This is a genomic window from Caulobacter sp. Root1455, from assembly GCF_001426905.1.
Taxonomy (GTDB): domain Bacteria; phylum Pseudomonadota; class Alphaproteobacteria; order Caulobacterales; family Caulobacteraceae; genus Caulobacter.
In genome coordinates this window covers 354,256-373,133 of sequence record NZ_LMFQ01000020.1, presented here as the reverse complement: position 1 = coordinate 373,133, position 18,878 = coordinate 354,256, and the positions used below count along the sequence as shown (strand labels likewise).

19 protein-coding genes and 1 pseudogene are annotated in these 18,878 nt (G+C 69.3%); 14 read left to right on the top strand and 6 right to left on the bottom strand.

Translation table 11 applies throughout. The annotated features are described in order from the left end of the window. Positions 1-27: 27 nt before the first annotated feature. From ASD21_RS11150 to yihA, 8 genes are all read left to right on the top strand, one after another. On the top strand, positions 28-1,407 hold the full coding sequence (locus ASD21_RS11150; protein WP_056440605.1) for a flavin-containing monooxygenase: 1,380 nt from the start codon (positions 28-30) through the stop codon (positions 1,405-1,407). A gap of 51 nt (positions 1,408-1,458) precedes the next feature. Beyond that, positions 1,459-2,100: a TetR/AcrR family transcriptional regulator gene (locus tag ASD21_RS11145; RefSeq protein WP_056440603.1), complete on the top strand. Its 642-nt coding sequence runs from the start codon at positions 1,459-1,461 to the stop codon at positions 2,098-2,100. A gap of 29 nt (positions 2,101-2,129) precedes the next feature. Beyond that, positions 2,130-3,173, top strand: a complete 1,044-nt coding sequence (locus ASD21_RS11140; RefSeq protein ID WP_056440599.1) for an alpha/beta hydrolase — start codon at positions 2,130-2,132, stop codon at positions 3,171-3,173. 25 nt (positions 3,174-3,198) lie between these two features. After that, the gene (locus ASD21_RS11135; RefSeq protein WP_056440597.1) at positions 3,199-4,194 is read left to right on the top strand and encodes an NADPH:quinone oxidoreductase family protein; all 996 of its coding nucleotides are present in this window, start codon (positions 3,199-3,201) and stop codon (positions 4,192-4,194) included. A gap of 215 nt (positions 4,195-4,409) precedes the next feature. Beyond that, complete coding sequence (gene rpmH / locus ASD21_RS11130; RefSeq protein WP_012284717.1) at positions 4,410-4,544, top strand: 50S ribosomal protein L34; 135 nt, start codon at positions 4,410-4,412, stop codon at positions 4,542-4,544. Positions 4,545-4,656: 112 nt separating this feature from the next. Continuing rightward, positions 4,657-5,103: a ribonuclease P protein component gene (gene rnpA, locus ASD21_RS11125; RefSeq protein ID WP_056440595.1), complete on the top strand. Its 447-nt coding sequence runs from the start codon at positions 4,657-4,659 to the stop codon at positions 5,101-5,103. Between the two features lie 8 nt (positions 5,104-5,111). Beyond that, on the top strand, positions 5,112-6,998 hold the full coding sequence (gene yidC, locus ASD21_RS11120) for a membrane protein insertase YidC (protein ID WP_056440593.1): 1,887 nt from the start codon (positions 5,112-5,114) through the stop codon (positions 6,996-6,998). Continuing rightward, a complete protein-coding gene (gene yihA, locus ASD21_RS11115) occupies positions 6,998-7,639 on the top strand; it encodes a ribosome biogenesis GTP-binding protein YihA/YsxC (protein WP_082554719.1) in 642 nt (213 codons plus the stop codon). Before yidC ends, yihA begins: the two co-directional genes overlap by 1 nt. Here yihA and ASD21_RS24720 read toward each other — a convergent pair. Beyond that, positions 7,637-7,738, bottom strand: a pseudogene (locus ASD21_RS24720) (hypothetical protein); the annotation flags it as partial. The gene yihA and the pseudogene ASD21_RS24720 overlap by 3 nt on opposite strands. Before the next feature lie 106 nt (positions 7,739-7,844). Between ASD21_RS24720 and ASD21_RS11110 the strand changes: the two are divergent. Then, positions 7,845-8,342 carry an ASCH/PUA domain-containing protein gene (locus ASD21_RS11110; RefSeq protein ID WP_056440589.1) on the top strand — a complete coding sequence of 166 codons (498 nt, stop codon included), beginning with the start codon at positions 7,845-7,847 and terminating at the stop codon, positions 8,340-8,342. 75 nt (positions 8,343-8,417) lie between these two features. Here ASD21_RS11110 and ASD21_RS11105 read toward each other — a convergent pair whose 3' ends face one another. The 4 genes from ASD21_RS11105 to ASD21_RS11090 all read right to left on the bottom strand — a co-directional run bounded on the left by ASD21_RS11105 (position 8,418) and on the right by ASD21_RS11090 (position 11,905). Next, the gene (locus ASD21_RS11105) at positions 8,418-8,870 is read right to left on the bottom strand and encodes a chemotaxis protein CheW (protein ID WP_056440587.1); all 453 of its coding nucleotides are present in this window, start codon (positions 8,868-8,870) and stop codon (positions 8,418-8,420) included. A 162-nt stretch (positions 8,871-9,032) separates the two neighbouring features. Further along, positions 9,033-9,152 (bottom strand): cytochrome bd-I oxidase subunit CydX, encoded by a 120-nt coding sequence (gene cydX / locus ASD21_RS11100; protein WP_056440585.1) that lies wholly within the window; start codon positions 9,150-9,152, stop codon positions 9,033-9,035. A gap of 28 nt (positions 9,153-9,180) precedes the next feature. Further along, positions 9,181-10,326 carry a cytochrome d ubiquinol oxidase subunit II gene (cydB, locus tag ASD21_RS11095; protein ID WP_056440584.1) on the bottom strand — a complete coding sequence of 382 codons (1,146 nt, stop codon included), beginning with the start codon at positions 10,324-10,326 and terminating at the stop codon, positions 9,181-9,183. Between the two features lie 13 nt (positions 10,327-10,339). Continuing rightward, complete coding sequence (locus ASD21_RS11090) at positions 10,340-11,905, bottom strand: cytochrome ubiquinol oxidase subunit I (protein ID WP_056440582.1); 1,566 nt, start codon at positions 11,903-11,905, stop codon at positions 10,340-10,342. Positions 11,906-12,028: 123 nt separating this feature from the next. Here ASD21_RS11090 and cydD point away from each other — a divergent pair, with 123 nt between their 5' ends. From cydD to fixK, 5 genes are all read left to right on the top strand, one after another. Then, positions 12,029-13,678, top strand: a complete 1,650-nt coding sequence (cydD, locus tag ASD21_RS11085; RefSeq protein ID WP_056440579.1) for a thiol reductant ABC exporter subunit CydD — start codon at positions 12,029-12,031, stop codon at positions 13,676-13,678. Further along, a complete protein-coding gene (locus ASD21_RS11080; RefSeq protein ID WP_082554718.1) occupies positions 13,675-15,294 on the top strand; it encodes an ATP-binding cassette domain-containing protein in 1,620 nt (539 codons plus the stop codon). Before cydD ends, ASD21_RS11080 begins: the two co-directional genes overlap by 4 nt. A gap of 33 nt (positions 15,295-15,327) precedes the next feature. Continuing rightward, on the top strand, positions 15,328-16,794 hold the full coding sequence (locus ASD21_RS11075) for a PAS domain S-box protein (protein ID WP_235524873.1): 1,467 nt from the start codon (positions 15,328-15,330) through the stop codon (positions 16,792-16,794). After that, on the top strand, positions 16,787-17,401 hold the full coding sequence (gene fixJ, locus ASD21_RS11070; protein WP_056440575.1) for a response regulator FixJ: 615 nt from the start codon (positions 16,787-16,789) through the stop codon (positions 17,399-17,401). Before ASD21_RS11075 ends, fixJ begins: the two co-directional genes overlap by 8 nt. Before the next feature lie 119 nt (positions 17,402-17,520). Further along, on the top strand, positions 17,521-18,165 hold the full coding sequence (gene fixK / locus ASD21_RS11065) for a transcriptional regulator FixK (RefSeq protein ID WP_056440573.1): 645 nt from the start codon (positions 17,521-17,523) through the stop codon (positions 18,163-18,165). A gap of 2 nt (positions 18,166-18,167) precedes the next feature. On the opposite strand, the gene ASD21_RS11060 is transcribed toward fixK, so the two are convergent. Next, the gene (locus ASD21_RS11060) at positions 18,168-18,809 is read right to left on the bottom strand and encodes a TylF/MycF/NovP-related O-methyltransferase (RefSeq protein WP_162250231.1); all 642 of its coding nucleotides are present in this window, start codon (positions 18,807-18,809) and stop codon (positions 18,168-18,170) included. Positions 18,810-18,878 lie beyond the last annotated feature (69 nt).

The window sequence follows — 18,878 nt, the reverse complement described above, 5'->3', positions numbered from 1 at the left end:
GAACAACGATAAGTCAGGGAGCAGGCGATGACCTCGGCATTGCCAAAGGTCTGCATCATCGGCGCGGGCTGCAGCGGCTTCACCACCGCCAAGCGGCTGAAGGACGCCGGCGTCCCCTATGACTGCTTCGAGGCCTCCGACGACATCGGCGGCAACTGGTACTACAAGAACCCCAACGGGCTGTCGGCCTGCTACGAGAGCCTGCACATCGACACCTCCAAGTGGCGGCTGGCCTTCGAGGACTTTCCGGTTCCTCCCGACTGGCCCGACTTTCCGCACCACAGCCAGGTCCTGGCCTACTTCAAGGACTACGTGGCCCATTTCGGCCTGCGCGAGACCATCACCTTCAACACCAAGGTGCTGCGCGCCGAGCGCACCCAGGGCGGACTTTGGTCGGTGACCCTGTGGACCGGCGAGACGCGGCTCTACGACGTGCTGATCGTCGCCAACGGGCACCACTGGGACCCGCGCGTGCCCGAGTATCCCGGGACCTTCGACGGCGTCGCCTTCCACGCCCACGCCTATAGCGACCCGTTCGACCCGGTCGACATGCGCGGCAAGACCGTCGTCGTGGTCGGCATGGGCAATTCGGCCATGGATATCGCGAGTGAACTCGCCCAGCGCCCGATCGCCGGCAAGCTGATCGTCTCGGCCCGGCGCGGGGTCTGGGTGTTCCCGAAATATCTGAACGGCAAGCCGTCGGACAAGTCGGCCATGCCGCCGTGGATGCCGCGCGGACTGGGCCTGAAGATCGTCCGCTCGCTGATCCGCAAGCACGTCGGCAGGATGGAGGACTACGGTCTGCCCAAGCCCGACCACGAGCCGCTGGAGGCCCACCCCTCGGTCAGCGGCGAGTTCCTGACCCGGGCCGGTTGCGGCGACATCACCTTCAAGCCGGCGATCAAGGCGCTGGAGGGCAGGAACGTCCGCTTCGCCGACGACAGCGTCCTGCCCGTCGACGTGATCGTCTTCGCCACCGGCTACAAGATCAGCTTCCCGTTCCTGGACGACCCGGCCCTGGTCCCCGACGCGCACCACCGCCTGCCGCTGTTCAAGCGGATGATGAAGCCCGGCGTGCCCGATCTCTTCTATATGGGCCTGGCCCAGGCCCTGCCGACCCTGGTCAATTTCGCCGAGCAGCAGTCCAAGCTGGTGGCCGCCTATCTGACCGGCCGCTACGCCCCGCCGCCGGTCGCCGAGATGGCGAAGATCACCGCCAGGGACGAGGAGCGCCACACCGGCCAGTATTACGCCTCGGCGCGCCACACCATCCAGGTCGACTTCGGGGTCTATTGCGCCGATCTCAAGAAGGAGATCGCCGCCGGCCAGAAGCGGGCGCGGGCGTCTGGCGGCGTCTTGCCGGTTTCGGCGCGCGCGTCGGAATCCTTGCCTCTGGCGGCGGAATGAGGCTGAAATCGTGACGGGGCGTCATCTGGGCCTCGCCACGAGTCGCGTCCGATGTCGAACATCGCCTATTTCCCCGTCCGCCCGACCACCGACGACGCCCGCCCCGGCAAGCGCGAGCGCACCAAGGTCGCCAACCGCCAGGCGATCCTCGACGCGGCGCGCGCGGTGTTCGGCGAGCTGGGCTACGAGGCCGCCACGGTGCGCGACATCATCCGCCGCACGGGTTTGGCCTCGGGCACCTTCTACAACTACTACAAGTCCAAGGAAGAAGTGTTCGACGCCCTGGCCGACGACGGCGCGCGGCGCTTCCGGCCGATCCTGCGGGCCGAGTCCGACAAGGCGATCGACTTCGAAAGCTTCCTGCGCGGCGCCATCCGGGCCTATTTCGACTTCCTGGAGGGCGAGCACGAGAGCTGGCGGATCAACCGGCCGGCCGGCGAGGTCTTCCCCCACGCCCGCGCCACGCCCGAGATCCAGGCGGTGTTCGACGAGGTCCACGCCGCCTTCGCCAAGGTGCTGGAGCACGACCACGCCCCGGCCGTCGATCTCGACTACTTCGCCGCCGCCTGCATCGCCGTGGCCCGCGAGGTCGGCGACAAGATGCTGGAGCGCCGGCCGATCGACGTCGACGGCGCGGCCGACTTCGCCGTCCGGATGATCCTGGGCGGCCTGCCCGCCCTGCCTCGCCCCTAGACCTTCCGCAAGAACAAGAAAGAGCCCGAATGGCCGACCCCGCCGTCCAGAAGTTCATCCTCAAGGTCCTGCTGTCGCTGCCCAGCCCGGTGCTGCGGATGATGTCGGGGGGCGGGACGGTCTATCGCGGCGGGCGGACCCTGGATCCTCGCTTCCAGTTCCTGGCCGCGGCCGCCGCCAAGATGCCGTCCCTGACCAGCCTGGCGCCCGACGAGGCCCGGGCCGCCAGCGCCCGGGGCCTGACCGCCATGAGCGGTCCGCCCGAGCCGGGCGTGCGCAACGAGAGCCTGTCGATCGACGGTCCTAACGGGGCGATCAAGGCTCGAGCCTATCGTCCGGCCGACCAGGACAGCAGCGCGCCCCTGATCGTCTTCGCCCACTTCGGCGGCGGCGTGATCGGCGACCTGGAGACCTGCCACGCCTTCTGCGGGATCCTGGCCCGGATCGCCCGCACGGCGGTGATCTCGGTCGACTACCGCCTGGCGCCGGACCACCGGTTCCCGGCCGGCCTCGACGACGTCCTGGCCGCCTTCCGCTGGGCCCGCGACAACGCCGCCCGATTCGGGGCCGCGCCGGGCGTGGCCGCCATCGGCGGCGACTCGATGGGCGGCAACTTCTCGGCCATCGTCGCCCAGGAGATGAAGCGCCTGGGCGAGACCCAGCCGGCCCTGCAGCTGCTGATCTATCCCGCTGTCGACGTGGCCAGCGAGACGCCGTCGATGACCACCTACGGCGACGCCTATCCGCTGAGCCGGCCGATCATGGACTGGTTCATGGGCCACTATATGGGCCCCGACGCCGACCCGGCCGATCCGCGCCTGTCGCCGGACAAGACCGCCGACCTGTCGGGCCTGGCCCCCGCCGTGGTGATCACCGCCGGCTTCGACCCGCTGGTCGACCAGGGCGAGGCCTACGCCAAGCGACTGATCGCGGCCGGGGTGCCGACCACCTATCGCTGTTACGACAGCCTGGCCCACGGCTTCACGGCCTTCACCGGCGCGGTGCCGGCGGCCGACGCGGCCTGCCGCGAGATCGCCGGGCTGGTGCGGGCGGCGTTCGACGCACGGACCTGATTTTTAGGTCCGCTTGGCGGGATTCATGACCGACACCATGCGCGCCCTCGTCGTCGAAGAGCTCATCCCCGACTTCGCCGGCTGCGCGGTCCGCGACGTGCCCATGCCGCGAGCCGGCCCCGGCCAGGTGCTGGTCCGCGTGCGCGCCGCCAGCGTCAACTTCCCCGACCTGCTGATGACGAGGGGCGAGTACCAGTTCAAACCGCCCCTGCCCTTCACCCCGGGGCTGGATCTGGCCGGCGAGGTCGCGGCGCTGGGCGAGGGCGTGACGGGCTGGAGCGTCGGCGACGCCGTGGTCGGCGGGGCGCGGCTGGGCGGGTTCGCGGAGTATACGGTGCTGGACGCCGAAGCCCTCAAGCCCAAGCCCGCGCGACTGTCGTTCGCCGAGGCGGCGGCCTATGGCGCGGCCTATCTGACCGCCTATGTCGCCCTGGTCCGCCGAGCGCGGCTGGAGCCGGGCGAGTGGGTGCTGGTCCACGGCGCGGCCGGCGGGGTGGGCCTGGCGGCCGTCGACCTGGCCAAGGCCCTGGGCGCTCGGGTGATCGCCGCCTCGGCCTCGGACGAGAAGCTGGCGGCGATCCAGCGCCTCTACACCCCCGACGCCGTGGTCAACGTGACCGGCGGCTTCCGTGAGCGCGTGAAGGAGATCACCGGCGGAAACGGCGCCGACGTGATCTACGACCCGGTCGGCGGCGACGTGTTCGACGAGAGCGTCCGCTGCATCGCCTTCGACGGCCGGCTGCTGGTGATCGGCTTCACCTCGGGCCGCATCCCGACCGTCTCGGTCAACATGCCGCTGATCAAGGGCTTCTCGGTGATGGGCGTGCGGGCGGGGGAGTACGGCCGGCGGTTTCCGGAGAAGGGGCGGGAGAACACCGAGGCGGTGTGGAAGATGGCCGACGAGGGGACGATCCGGCCGCACGTGCATGCGGAGCTGGGCCTTGACCGTTGGCGCGAGGCGTTCGATCTGCTGGCCAATCGGCAAGTGATCGGCAAGGCTATCATTCGGCCAGATCTATAGCGGCGAGCACTTGCCCCCTACCGGTCGCTCCGCGGCTCCTCTTCGTCCTAGGCCCCCTATGGGGACGGACAGGCGGCGAAGGCGCCAGGTGGGGCAGGTTCGCACAAGCCCTTGGTTCGACTCATGTTGACAGCGACCGCCCCTTCCCTTATCCACCGCCCCTCACTCGCGGCGGCCCTCCGGCTGCCGCGTCCCATTATTATCGGAGCCACCTCGTGAAGCGGACATTCCAGCCGTCGAAGCTCGTGCGAGCCCGCCGTCACGGCTACCGCGCGCGTATGGCCACCAAGAACGGCCAAAAGATCGTCGCGCGTCGCCGCGCCAAGGGCCGCAAGCGCCTGACGGCCTAACAGCCTTCTACCCCGCTTCTTCGCAAGAACGGCGCGGGATAAAGACCATGATGGAAGCCGCCCTTTCCTCGAACCAGGCTCTGCGCCTGCGCCGGAAAGGGCGGCTTTTTTCATGACCGAAGCCCCCATCCCTTCTGGGCAGGTCATTCCCGTGAAGATCGAGCGGCTGAAGAAGCGCCCGGACTTCCTGAAGGCCGCCAAGGCGCCCAACCTGGCGCGCGGCGCGGTGTTCATGCAGATGCGCCCCCGCCACGACGACGACCCGCTGATCCGGGTCGGATTCACCGCCACCAAGAAGATCGGCGGCTCGGTCGAGCGAAATCGCGCGAAAAGACGCCTGCGCGAGGCCGCCAGACTGCTTCTCCCCCTTCATGGCCGTCCCAGTTGCGACTATGTGTTCATCGCCCGCGGCGGAACCGGCCAGCGGCCATGGGGGCGTTTGCTTGACGATGTTAAAACCGCGCTGATAAGCCTCGCCGCCGACCTCGATCGCGCGGGCCCGGGCCCTGAACCCGCTCCGCACGCCCCCGCCGCGTCCGATTCCTCCGTTTCTGGTTAAGTCATCTCATGCAGCCGAACGACTCCAACAAAAACACGCTGATGTTCCTCGTCTGCGCGTTCGCGATCCTGATCGGTTACCAGGTCTTCTACATGGGCCCGCAGCAGAAGAAGGCCGAGGCCGAGCTGCGCGCCAAGAAGATCGCCGAGGCCCAGGTCGCCGCCCAGCCGGGCATGACCCTCGGCGCCGACGGCCTGCCCCAGCCGCTGAAGCTGTCGCGCGACGAAGCCAAGGCCCAGAGCCCGCGCATCGCCGTCGACACCCCGGCCCTGGCGGGCTCGATCGCCCTGAAGGGCGCGCGGATCGACGATCTGTGGCTCAAGCGCTTCACCCAGACGGCCGACAAGAGCTCGCCGCCGGTCGAGCTGTTCCGCCCCGAGGGCGCCGAGCATGCCTGGTTCGCCGACTTCACATGGGCGGGCCCCGCCGGCATGACCGGCCTGCCCACGCCCCAGACCGTGTGGACCGCCGCCCCCGGCCAGGTTCTGCGTCCCAACACTCCGGTCGTGCTGACCTACGACAACGGCCAGGGCTTGGTGTTCACCCGCACCATCTCGGTCGACGCCGACGCCATGTTCACCGTCGCCGACACCGTCCGCAACCAAGGCGGCGCGGCCGTAACCCTGGCCCCCTTCGCTTCGGTTCAGCGCCAAGGCATCCCGACCGAAGGCCCGCACGGCCTGGGCAGGACCCAGATCGTCTATGAAGGGGGCATCGGCGTCTTGGGCGGCATCGAAGGCGTCAAGGACGGCAAGTACCTGCTGCAGGATCAGGCCAAGTATCCCAAGTGGAAGAAGGACAAGCCGATCCAGGACAATCTCGCCTCCAAGGGCGGATGGATCGGCATGACCGACAAGTATTGGCTGGCTGCCTTGGTTCCCGAGCAGTCCGAGCTGATCACGGGTCGCTTCCGGGTTACGCCGATCAAGGGCATCGATGTTTATGAGTCAGCCTTCCAAGGCTCGGCCCGCTCGGTCGCGCCCGGCGCCACCGCCACCAACTCCACCCGTCTGTTCGCCGGCGCCAAGACCGTGCCGCTGCTGACCCGCTATCAGTACGGCGGCAAGCCGGTGGTCTGGTGGCAGTTCTGGAACCGTCCGACCAGCGTGATCCCCAGCTTCGACAAGGCCGTCGACTGGGGCATGTTCTGGTTCCTCACCCGGCCGATCTTCAACATCCTGGAGATCTTCTACAAGCTGGTGGGCAACTTCGGCGTGGCCATCATGCTGCTGACCGTGACCCTGAAGCTGATCCTCTTCCCGCTGGCCGACAAGAGCTACGAGTCGATGGCGAAGATGAAGAAGATCGCCCCCGAGGTCGAGAAGCTGAAGGCCAAGTTCAAGGACGATCCGGCCAAGCAGCAGCAGGAGATGATGGGCCTGTACGCCAAGGAGAAGATCAACCCGATGATGGGCTGCGTGCCCATGCTCATCCAGATCCCGGTCTTCTACTCGCTGTACAAGGTGCTGACGGTGACCATCGAGATGCGGCACGCGCCGTTCTTCGGCTGGATCGTCGACCTCTCGGCGCCGGAGCCGACCACCCTGTTCAACCTGTTCGGCGCGATCCCCTGGGATCCGGCCACCCTGCCGTTCCTGGGCGCCTCGATCGCCCACCTGGGCGTCTGGCCGCTGCTGTACGGCTTCACCATGTGGCTGACCACGTCGATGAACCCGCCGGCCGGCGACCCGATCCAGCAGAAGATCTTCCAGTTCTTCCCGATCATCTTCACCTTCACCCTGTCGGGCTTCGCCGTGGGCCTGGTGATCTACTGGTGCTGGAGCAACGTGCTGACCATCATCCAGCAGTACATCATCATGCACCGCTACAAGGTCGAGAACCCGATCGACAAGCTGATCGCCCGGCTGAGCGGCAAGACCGTCGGGGCCACCTGATGGACGAACTGGCCTATAGCGAAGAGGACATCGAAGCCGCCCGCGTGCTGTTCGCCCAGCCGGCGACCTTCATGATGGGCGCGGTCAAGATGGACGGCATGCCCGCGCCGAGCCTGCCCGAAGTCGCCTTCGCCGGCCGCTCGAACGTCGGCAAGTCCAGCCTGATCAACGGGCTGGTCGGCCAGAACCACCTGGCGCGCGCCTCGAACTCGCCGGGGCGCACGCGGGAGGTCAACTTCTTCGTGCTGGCCGAGAAGCTGCGCCTGGTCGACCTGCCGGGCTACGGCTTCGCGCGGGTGTCCAAGAGCGTGGCCGACAAGTTTCAGGACCTGGGCCGCGCCTATCTGCGGGGTCGGGTGAACCTCAAGCGGGTCTATCTGCTGATCGACGCCCGCCACGGGCTGAAGTCGGTGGACACCGAGGCCCTGGACGCCCTGGACGTCGCGGCGGTCTCCTACCAGATCGTCCTGACCAAGGCCGACAAGATCAAGCAGGCCGAGCTCGACGCCACGATCGACAAGACCCTCAAGGCCATCGCCAAGCGCCCGGCGGCCTTCCCGAAGGTCCTGGCGACCTCGTCGGAGAAAGGCTACGGCCTGCCCGAACTGCGCGCCGAGATCGCGCGGACCTGCCTGACCTAGGGGCCGCCCTCGTCCTTCGACAAGCTCAGGATGAGGGCTAATTTCGACCCCGAAGCGGCTGTAGAAATCCTCATCCTGAGCTTGTCGAAGGACGAGGATTTCAGCACCGTCGGCTCAATCCGATCCACAACATTCCATCCAGGCCTTAACCTTCCAGCCCGAACTGCCGGCCAAGGCCACGCCTCCCGTTTCCGAGAATCTCCCCATGACCCGTCACGAACTGAAGACCTGGCCCCAGTATTTCGCCGCCGTGCGGTCGGGCAAGAAGCGCTTCGAGATCCGCCGCAACGACCGCGAGTTCGCGGTCGGCGACGTGCTGGTGCTGCGCGAGTTCGACCCGGAGCAGGACGCCTATACCGGCCAGGTCGAGGAGCGGCAGATCACCTTCCTGCTGTCGGAGGAAGACTACGGCGTGATCCACGGCTTCGTGGCCATCGGCTTTGGCGAAGTGGTCCATCACGGCGACCTGCCGGTCGACGGCGCGCTGACAGCGGAGAAGTTGGCCCACTGGCACGAGACCACCTCGGACAACGCCGCCCTGCGCGCCCAGGACGCCCGCAAGGTGGCCCAGAGCTACGCCGCCCCGACCACCGGCCGCGCGGCCATGCCGGTCGCCGCCGACCGCCACAACGCCGTGGCCGACGCCGCCGAGGCCGAGGCCGTCTTCCACGCCGCCGCCGCGAAGCTCGTGCGGGGGAAGTAGATCGGTTGGGGACGCTGAATCAAAAGGGGCGGACCTCGCGGCCCGCCCCTTTTTCGTTTCGCTCTGAAGCGCGACCTACGCCGCCTGGCTGACCTGGGCGGGGAAGACGTCGTCCATGCGCAGATAGGTGATCAGGCGGCTGTCCAGCGAGATGATCGCCTGGATGAAGCGCAGCTCGTCGGCCCCCAGGTCCGGGGTCGGCTGCAGGTGGTCGCGCGACACGGTGAAGGTCTCGCTGACCGCGTCGACCAGGATGCCGGCCAGGCGGTCCTGGCACTCGACCACGACGATGACGTGGCGGGTCTCCGGAACGGTGACGCCCAGGCCCAGGCGGTTGCGCAGATCGATGACCGGCATGATCGCGCCGCGCAGGTTGATCACGCCCTTAAGGAAGGACGGGGCGTGCGGGATCGGGGTGGCCGGGGTCCAGCCGCGGATCTCGCGGACCGTCTTGACGTCGATGCAGAACTCCTGCTCGCCGATGCAGAACGAGATCAGCTCCAGGGCGGGTTCGGCGTGGTCGGTCATGGTCGGGTCCCGAGGCTCAAAAGGTCTTGCGGCGAACGCCGAAAGCCGGTTTCGCGTCACCTGTCACAAGAGCTCGACCGCCGTTTAATAACGGTTAATGCAAAGCTTACCGGACGGCGTCGAATTGTCGCGTCCGCCTGATCTTCACCCTGCGGGGGAGGATCAGGGCTCCGACGCCCCGACATCGCCCTCGTCGGTCAGGTTGAACTCGTACCAGACGCCGTTCAGCACCCCGAAGGCCAGCGCCAGGCCCAGGCCGAGGATCCAGGTAAAATACCACATCGCGAGATCTCCTCAGTACGGGCCGTTTTCAGTAGAGAGCGGGGTCGGTCTTCAGGGCCGCCGTGCTGGTCCGGCCCCACAGCACCTTGAACACCCAGGCGGTGTAGAGCAGCACGACCGGCAGCAGCACCACGACGACGACCAGCATGATGAACAGGGTCATGTGGCTGGACGAGGCGTTCCACACCGTCAGGCTGGAATGGGCGTCTATCGTGCTGGGCAGGATGAACGGGAACATCGACAGCCCCACCGTGGCGATGATCCCCGCCGCCGACGCCGACGAGCCGCCGAACGCCAGGGGCGCGGATCGCCGCCACAGGCCCAGCAGGGCCACGATCGCCCCGCCGAAGCCCAGCACCGGCGCGATCAGCATCCAGGGATAGCGGCCGAAATTGTCGAACCAGGCCCCCGGCGCGGCGACGGTCGCCGTCCGCAGCGGATTGGACGGCGCGGCGGGATCGAACGCGCCCTCGACGCGGAAGCCCAGGCGCATGGCCAGCAGACCGCCGACCAGAAACAGCAGCAGAGTGGCGACGCCGGCGCCCGTGCCGAACCTGCGGGCCCGGTCCTGGACCGCGCCGCCCTCCTCGGCCTTCACCCCCAGCCAGGCCGCCCCGTGCAGCACCAGCATGGCCACGGACAGCAGGCCGCAGACCAGGGTGAAGGGCGTGAACAGGGCGAAGAAAGCGCCGTGATAGGTGCTGCGCAGGTCGCCATCCAGCTTGAACGGCGCGCCTTGCAGCACGTTGCCCACGGCCACGCCGAAGACCAGCACCGGCACGAAGCCGCCGGTGAACAGCGCCCAGTCCCAGAACGCGCGCCAGCGCGGGTCCGGCCGCTTGGATCGGTACTTGAAGCCGACAGGCCGCAGGATCATCGCCACCAGCACCAGAAAGATGGCCAGGTAGAAGCCCGAGAAGCTGACGCCGTAGACCAGCGGCCAGGCCGCGAAGATCGCGGCCCCGCCGGTGATGAACCACACCTGGTTGCCTTCCCAGGTGGCGCCGACGGTGTTGATCACCATGCGGCGCTCCTCGTCGGTCCTGGCGACGAAGGGCAGCAGGGCGCCCACGCCCATGTCGTAGCCGTCGGTCAGGGCGAAGCCGATCAGCAGCACGCCCAGCAGGCCCCACCAGATCAGGCGAAGCGTCGGATAGTCGAGGGGGAGTTCCATGATCCGGTTTCTCCTAGGCCACGGCTTCGCCGGCGGGGGCGAGCGGTCCGGACGGGAAGGTTTCCTGTTCGGCGAAGGGGCCCTTCTTGATGGTCTTCAGGATCAGCCCGACCTCGACCACCGCCAGGGCGCCGTAGAGCAGGGTGAAGACCACGATGCTGGTCAGGATCTGGGCCACGCTCAGCGACGAGGGCGCCAGGAAGGTCGGCAGAACGCCCTCCACCGCCCAGGGTTGACGCCCGACCTCGGCCAGCACCCAGCCCAGCTCGGTCGAGATCCAGGGCAGCGGAATGGCCGCCACCGCGATCATCAGGAACCAGCGGGTGTTCTGCTTGCGCAGGCTCACCAGCACGAAGGCCGTGGCGAACAGGGCGATCATCAGGAAGCCGATTCCGGCCATGATCCGGAACGACCAGAACATCACCGGCACGTTGGGCACGGTGTCCCAGGCGGTCTTCTGGATCAGCGCCTTGTCGGCCGTTCGCGGGTCGGCGACGTGGCGCTTGAGCAGCAGGGCGTAGCCGAGGTCGCGACGGTGCGTCTCGAACACGCCGCGCGCCGCCAGGTCGGTTGGATTGGCCTTCAGGGTCTCCAGCGCGTCGTAGGCGACCACGCCGCTCTCGATCCGCGTTTCGGCCTGGGCCACCAGTTCGAAGATGCCGGCGACGGGCCGGTCGAAGCTGCGGGTGGCGATCAGGCCCAGGACGTAGGGCACCTTGATCTCGGCGTGGGTCTTGCGGTCCTTCAGGTCGGGGATGCCGAAGGCGGTCAGGCCGGCGGGCGCGGGCTCGGTCTCCCACATGGCCTCGAGGGCCGCGAGTTTCATTTTCTGGTTGTCGGTCAGGGCGTAGCCGCTCTCGTCGCCCAGCACGACCACCGACAGGGACGAGGCCAGGCCGAAGGCGGCCGCGACGGTCAGCGATCGCTTGGCGACGCTGACATACCGGCCCTTCAGCAGATACCAGGCGCTGATCCCCAGAACGAAGACCGCGGCGATGGTGTAGCCGGCGCTGACCGTGTGCACGAACTTGGCCTGAGCCACGGGATTGAAGATGACGGCTTTGAAGTCGACCACTTCCATCCGCATCGTGTCGGGATTGAAGGCCGCGCCGACCGGGTTCTGCATCCAGCCGTTGGCGACCAGGATCCACAGGGCCGACAGGTTGGTGCCCAAGGCCACCAGGAAGGTGACAAAAAGGTGGGTCACGGGCTTGAGCTTGTCCCAGCCGAAGAACATCAGCCCCACGAAGGTGGCCTCGAGGAAGAAGGCCATCAGCCCCTCGATGGCCAGCGGCGCGCCGAAGATGTCGCCGACATAGTGCGAGTAGTAGGACCAGTTCATGCCGAACTGGAACTCCATGGTCAGGCCGGTGGCGACGCCGAGCACGAAATTGATCCCGAACAGCGTGCCCCAGAACCGGGTGGTGGTCCGCCAGATCGGCCGCTTTGTCATCACATAGACGCTCTCCATGATCACCAGCATGAAGGAGAGGCCCAGGGTCAGGGGCACGAACAGGAAGTGGTACAGGGCCGTCAGGGCGAACTGCAGGCGGGAGAGGTCGACGACGGCGGGATCCATGCAGCGCTCCGGTTGTCGTTGGCGATCGGTCGCCTCAAGGACCCTCCACCTCTAGACGCGTCCTGGCTAGGGTGCGTTGATCCCAATCAAGGATTTCCCGTTCGCCGAGTCTAAACACGGCCGATGACAGTCAGTTTCACCGCCGAGCTCGACGCCGTCGCGCGACCCTGGCTGAAGACCCTGGGCAAGGCCGGCGGGACAGACGCCAGGACGGCCCCGCTGTGGCTGCTGGCCGATGTTCCGGCCGCGATCGCCTTCGCCGCCGGCCTGGCCCTGGCCCTCGACGCCCTGCCGCGCGGCCTGGCCGCCGCCGCGCCGTGGCTGATCGTGCTCGCCCTGGCCGCCGCCGCGCGCGGACTGCTGGCCAAGCGCGCCGCCGAAGTCGGGGCCCAGGCCGCCGCCGGGGTGAAGGCCAAGGCGCGCGGCGACGCCGTCGCCTCGGTGCTGGGCGGCGCCCTGGCCAACGGCCGCGCCACCGGCGGCGAGGCCCTGTCGGCCGTGGTCGAGGGGATCGAGGCCCTGGACGGCCATGTCGCCCGTTTCACGCCGGCCCGACTAGCCTCCGCGGTCGCGCCCCTGCTGGTCATCGCCGCTGTCGCCGTCGCCACGCCCGTGGCGGCCGGGATCCTTCTGGCGACCCTGGTCCCGTTCGGCTTGGTCATGGCCCTGGCCGGCGGCGCCGCGGCGGAGGAGTCGCGGCGGCAGTTCCTGGCCTTGGAGCGGCTCTCCGGCCTGTTCCTCGACCGGGTTCGCGCCCTGCCTTTGGTGCTGGCGTTCCAGGCCGAGGGCGCGGTGACCCGCGACCTCGCCCTGGCCGCCGACGACCTGGCGCGGCGGACGATCCGTGTGCTGAGGGTCGCCTTCCTGTCGTCGGGGGCGCTGGAGTTCTTCGCCGCCCTGTCGGTGGCCCTGGTGGCGGTCTATTGCGGCTTCAACCTGCTGCGCCTGCTCCCCTTCCCCGTTCCCGAACAGCTGGATCTCAAGCGCGCCTTCTTCGCCCTGGCCCTGGCGCCGGAGGTCTATGTCCCACTGCGCCGTCTGGCCGCCGCCTATCACGATCGCCAGGCCGCCGAGGCCGCCGCCCTGACCCTGGCCGCCCTGCCCGCCCCCGCGCCCGCCCCGCCGGCCGTGATCTTCGCCGCGCCGCCGCCCATTCGCTTCCAGGCGGTGACCGTGACCTATGATCCCGGCGAGACCGCCGTGTTCGAAGGCTTCGATCTCGACGTCGCGCCGGGCGAGGTCGTCGCCCTGCTGGGGCCCAGCGGCAGCGGCAAGACCACCTTGCTGAACCTGTTGCTCGGCCTGGCGCCCCTGAGCGGCGGCGAGGTGTCGGTCGGCGACCAGCGCCTGTCGCATCTCGGCTCGATCGCGACATCGGTCGCCTGGGCCGGACAGTCGCCGGTGGTTCTGCCGGGAACCTTGGCCGACAACCTGGCCCTGGCCCATCCCGGCGCGACACGGGACGCTCTGGAACAGACGGCCCGCGCCGTCGGTCTGGCGGACGTGCTGGACGGCCGGGGCGGCTTGGACGCTCGGCTCGACGAGCGCGGCGCCGGCCTGTCCGGCGGCGAGCGACGCCGGCTGGGCCTGGCCCGGGCCATGCTCAAGCCCGCGCCCATCCTGCTGCTGGACGAGCCGACCGCCGATCTCGACGCGGCATCGGAGCAGGCCCTGCTGCCGATCCTTCGCCAAGCGGCGGCCGGCCGCACCACCCTGATCGCCACCCATTCCGAGGCCGTCGCCGCGCTGGCCGACCGGGTGGTGCGGCTGTGAGCTCCAGTCCCCTCGCCGTTCTGATCCGCCAACAGCGAAAACGCCACGCGGCCGGCCTGCGCCTGGCCGCCATCTCGGCCGCGGTCGTCGGGGCCGGATCGGTGCTGCTGCTGGGCCTGTCGGGCTGGTTCCTGACCGGCGCGGCGATCGCCGGCCTGGGCGGACTGGCGGCGGCCCAGGCCTTCAACGTGCTGCTGCCCAGCGCCGGCATCCGCCTGCTGGCCATCCTGCGCACCGCCTTCCGCTACCTGGAGCGCTTGTCGAGCCACGCCGCCGCCCTCAAGGCGCTGGCCGCCATCCGCCCGGCCCTCTACGCGTCCCTGGCCGCCGCCCCGCCCGCCCAGGCCCTGGCCCTGTCCCGCGGCGAGGCCTCGGCCCGGCTGGTGCAGGACGTCGACGCGGTCGAGACCCGGCTGATCCGCCTCTCCGCCCCCTGGGGCGCCGGGGCGGCGGTCACCGCCGGCCTGGCCATGACCGCGCCCGCCGGTTGGGGTCCGGCCCTGGTCGTCGCCGTGGCCGCGGCCGGCGCCGTGCTGAGCGGCCGCGCCCTGGCCCGCCGCCTGACCGCCCGCACCGGCCCCGCGATCCAGCAGGCGGCCGGCGACCTGAAGGACGCCCTGGCCGCCTACGCCGCCGCCGCGCCCGAGCTGCGGGTCTATGGCGTGCAAGACCGAGCGGCCGCCGAGATCGCCGCCAAGGGCGCGCGCCTGGACGCCCTCAGGCGCGAGGCCGTGGCGGCCGCCGGCTGGCTGATCGCGCTGCAGGGCGCGATCCTCGGCCTCGCCGTCGCCCTGGTCCTGGCCTTGGCCCGCGATGCCGCCACGCCCCTGGCGGCCATGGCCGGCCTGGCGACCGCCATGGCGCTGGAAGGCCTGGCCGGAGTCGGCAAGGCGTTCGAGCAGGACGCCGGAGCGGACGCGGCGGCCAAGCGGCTGGATACGATTTTGGTCCATGGACCGAACGCGGCGCGCGCCCAGGCCCCGCCGGATCGCCCCAGCCTCGACTTCGGCGGCCTCACCCTGACGGCGGGTTCGCGGCTGGTCCTGACCGGCCCCTCGGGTTGCGGCAAGACCACGGTGCTCGAACGGCTGCTGGGCCTGCGCGCTCCCCCAACAGCCGCTCATCCCGGCGAAAGCCGGGACAAACGGTTGTCATGCGGAGGCCAGGAGCCCGACGCACGAACCCGCGCCGCTTTCGCCCACGCCCCGCAGGACGCGGCGATGATCGCCGGGACCGTCCGCGCCAATCTCGCCCTCGCCGGAACCCGCGCCGACGAGGCCCTGTGGGACGCGCTGGCCGACGCCGCGCTGGAGGCCCGGGTCCGCGCCCTGCCCCAGGGCCTGGACACCTGGATCGGCGAGAACGGCGAGCGGCTGTCGGGGGGCGAGCGGCGGCGGCTGTCCCTGGCCCGGGCCCTGCTGCGGGACGCCCCCTGGCTGCTGCTCGACGAGCCTACAGAGGGGCTGGACGCCGCGACCGAGGCCCTGATCGTCGAGCGCCTGGACGCTCGCCTCAAGCGCACCGGCCAGGGCCTGATCCTGGTCAGCCACCGTCCCGCGCCGCGCGCCTTGTGCGATCTGAGACTGCCAATCGCCGCGCCAACGGCTATAGGGTAGCCGACCTTGCGCAGCGGAGACCGCTATCACGTGATGACCACGGTTTCGGCCGGCACGCTGCACAGCGATCTGCGGCCCCGGGCCTATCTGGCGGCCATGGCCACGGTCCTGGCCTGCGCCCTGATCCAGCTGGCCTTGCCCCCCGGCTTCACCGCCCCCTCGGCCTTCCTGTTGTTCGTGCCGGCCGTGCTGATCAGCGCCGCGGTCGGCGGCCTGGCGCCGGGCCTGTTCGCCACCGTGCTGGCGGCCGGAGCGGTCTGGCTGCTGAAGGTGCGCGGAACGCCCGACCAGGCCACGGCTCTGTCCAGCCTGGTGTTCGTGATGATCGGCTTCGGCATGTCGGTCGGCGGCGGCTGGTTTCACGCCGCCCGCTCGCGCGCCGCCGCCATGACCCATCACCTGCAGTCGATCCTCGACTCCGCCCCCGACGCGGTGATCGTCATCGACCCGGCCGGGGTGATGACCTCGTTCAGCCCCGCCGCCGAGCGGCTGTTCGGCTGGGCTTCGTCCGAGGCGATCGGCCAGAACGTCAGCCTGCTGATGCCCGAGCCGGACCGCGCCGGCCACGACGGCTTCCTGGCCAATTACAGCCGCAGCGGCGAGAAGCGGATCATCGGCACCGGCCGCGTGGTGGTCGGCAGGCGCAAGGACGGCACGACTTTCCCGATGGAGCTGGCGGTCGGCGAGACCCGGGGCTCCCAGCCGTTCTACACCGGCTTCATTCGCGACCTGACCGAGCGCCAGCACACCGAGGCGCGACTGCGCGACCTGCAGACCGAGCTGGTCCACGTCTCGCGCCTGACCGCCATGGGCGAGATGGCCTCGACGCTGGCCCACGAGCTGAACCAGCCGCTGTCGGCGATCGCCAACCTGCTGACCGGCTCGCGCCGCCTGCTCGACCGCGGCCGCCCCGAAGACCAGGCCAAGGTCCGCGACGCGGTCGACAAGGCTTCGGCCCAGGCCCTGCGAGCCGGCGACGTGATCCACCGCATGCGCGAGTTCGTGCGGCGCGGGGCCAGCGAACGCGCGCCCGAGAGTCTGTCCAAGGTGGTCGAGGACGCCGCCGCCCTGGCCCTGATCGGGGCGCGGGAGCATCTGGTGACCACCCGCCTGCAACTGGACCCCGCCGCCGACGCGGTCTATGCCGACCGCGTGCAGATCCAGCAGGTGCTGGTGAATCTGATCCGCAACGCCGTCGACGCCATGGCCGACTCCCCGCGACGCGAACTGACCATATCGAGCCAGCGGCTCGACAACGGTTCCGTTCAAGTCAGCGTCACCGACACCGGTTCGGGCATTAGCGACGATTTCCGCGAGCGGCTGTTCCAGCCGTTCATGACCACCAAGGCCGAGGGCATGGGTGTGGGTCTGTCGATCTCGCGCTCGATCATCGAGGCGCATGGCGGTCGGATCTGGGCGGACCCGAACCCAAAGGGCGGGACGGTGTTTCACTTCATTCTGCCGCCCAGACGAGACAACGAGGACGTGATCGATGAGTGAAGCCGTGGTCCACGTGGTCGACGACGACGAGAGCGCCCGCGAGTCCCTGGCCTTCCTGCTGGAGGCCGCCGACTTCGAGGTGGTCAGCCACGCCTCGGCCCTGGCCCTGCTGGAGGCCCTGCCCCTGGACGGGGCCGGCTGCGTGATCACCGACATGCGCATGCCCGACATGACGGGCCTGGAGCTGGTGCGCGAGCTGAACGCCCGAGGCTCCCGCGTGCCGATCATCATGATCACCGGCCATGGCGACATTCCCCTGGCCGTCGAGGCCATGCGGGCCGGGGTGGCCGACTTCATCGAAAAGCCGTTCGGCGAAAGCCGCATGCTCGACGCCCTGAACCGCGCTCTGGAAGCGGGCCCGCGGCCGGAGGCCGCCAAGGCTTCCGACGAGGCGGCCGTGGTCCGCCAACGGCTGGAGACCCTGTCGGAGCGCGAGCGTCAGGTGCTGGACGGCGTCGTCGACGGCCAGCCCAACAAGGTGATCGCCCGCGAGTTGGGGATCAGTCCGCGCACGGTCGAGATCTATCGCGCCAAGCTGATGGCCAAGATGCACGCCGACAACCTGGCGGCCCTGGTGCGGATGACGCTTTCGGCCAGGCGCGGCTAGCCGCGCGGGACGATCGCGTCGTGCAAACCGTCCTAGGTAGTCCTCCTTAGGCGTAGGTCCCGACTGTACCGCTTGGCTCCGGCGAAGGAGATTGGGCGGGAGAGAGATCGGAGACCTTGATGCTGTCCGTGGCCCAGACTCCCGCGCCCACCGCCCGCCAGCCGGCGGCGATCGTGCTCGACGGCCTGCACCACACCTATGGTCGCGGCGAGACGATCTTCGATGAGGGCGAACCGGCCGATCGAATCTACCAGCTGATCTCCGGATCGTTGCGCACCTGCCGGATCCTGCGCGACGGCCGGCGGCAGATCGAGGCGTTCCACTTCGCCGGCGACGTGTTCGGCCTGGAGAGCGGCGAGACCTATCGCGTGGCGGCCGAGACGCTGAGCCCGACCATAGTGCGGGTGATGCCCCGCTCGGCCCTGGAAGCCCTGGCCTGCGAGCGCGGCGACGTCGCCCGACGCCTGCTGGAACTGACCACCGACAGCCTGCGCCGCGCCCAGGACCACGTGCTGATGCTGGGCGGCCGCGCCGCCTGCGAGCGCGTCGCCGCCCTGTTGCTGGACCTGGCCGAGCGCACGGGTGCGCGGGCCCTGCTCGACGTGCCCATGACCCGCCAGGACATGGCCGACTATCTGGGCCTGACCATCGAGACCGTGTCGCGCACCTTCACCCAGTTCCAGCACGACGGCCTGATCGCCCTGCCCACCACCCGCAAGGTGCTGCTGCGCGACCGCAGCGCCCTGGAAGCGATGGTGGACTGAGCCTAATCCTCGGCCGTCTTCACGATCACGGCGTGGCCGTTCAGATTGTGCAAAGTCAGCGCGCCCCGCTGGGCCATGCGGTCGTTCACCAGCTGGGTGACCCCCGTGCAGGACGAAAAGCCGTAGTCGTCGAACACCACCACGCCGCCCACCGGCATGCGCGGCCAGACCCACTCCAGGACGTGCAGGGCGGAGTCGTAGACGTCGACGTCGATGTGGCAGAGGCAGAACCGCCGGTCGGCGACCTGGTCTCCGGTGTCGTCGGGGAAGATCCCCGTCAGCAGGCTGACGTTGGAAAGCCCGAGCTGGTCGGCGAGGTCCAGGACGATCCGCTGGGAGGTGTCGGCGTGCTCCCCGCCCTTGTAGTACCGGTCGGCCGGCCCGGCCTTCACCACGCCCGCGAACGTGTCGCAGAGATAGACCTTGGCGCTCGATCCCAGCGCCTGGACACGCTTGGCCATCAGGCAGCCGGTGCCGCCGCGCCAAACGCCCACCTCCAGGATGTCGCCCGGGACCTTCAACGCCTGATCGACCAGGCGCCACAGCTCGAAAGCCCGCATGTGGTCCACCAGGGTGTTGGGTTGGACGGTCTTGTAGACGGCCAGGAAATCGGGATCGTCCAGCCACGGCGCGTAGGTCGCCATGGGATGAATCGGTTCGTATCCAAACTGCATCGACCCAATCCTCGAAGCTGAACTCTCCTCCAATGCGGG